We start from the raw sequence: 407 nt of genomic DNA on the forward strand, positions 1-407 counted from the left end.
TGAACTATGGCTGCATTTCTGCTGCCCGGACACACTACAGCATGGCGAACACCATGCGCTACCAGTAAACTTGTCAAAATATTGACGTTTTCTTTATTGCTATACATTTCACCTTATTTTTCAGGTTATTTTTATGTTTTCAGATTCTTGAAGACCCTTTGTCTTTTAGCATTATAAAATCAGAATGAATCCCTATCATTTTCTCTGCAAGACCTTTACAGGACCGACAGGATGGTCTGCATCTTAGCTTCAGTTTCCTTCCACTCCTTCTCCATCTCGCTTTCCTTCAGCAATCCGCCTCCGGCATAGAGTTCGCAGGAACCATCATCCAGGATGTTCATGCAGCGCAGGGAAACATAGAGATGCGTCTTTCCTTTCGGCGAAATCGGTCCCACAAAACCACTGTA

Annotated in this window: 1 protein-coding gene; it reads right to left on the minus strand. The window is 43.5% G+C overall.

Features of this window, described 5'->3' with window-relative positions; translation table 11 throughout:
* Positions 1-215: 215 nt before the first annotated feature.
* The coding region (locus tag D4A39_RS19325) for a chorismate-binding protein (RefSeq protein ID WP_199699508.1) at positions 216-407 on the minus strand (192 nt) is incomplete at its 5' end.

This window comes from Alcanivorax profundi, from assembly GCF_003597125.1.
In the GTDB taxonomy this organism is placed as follows: Bacteria; Pseudomonadota; Gammaproteobacteria; order Pseudomonadales; family Alcanivoracaceae; genus Alcanivorax; species Alcanivorax profundi.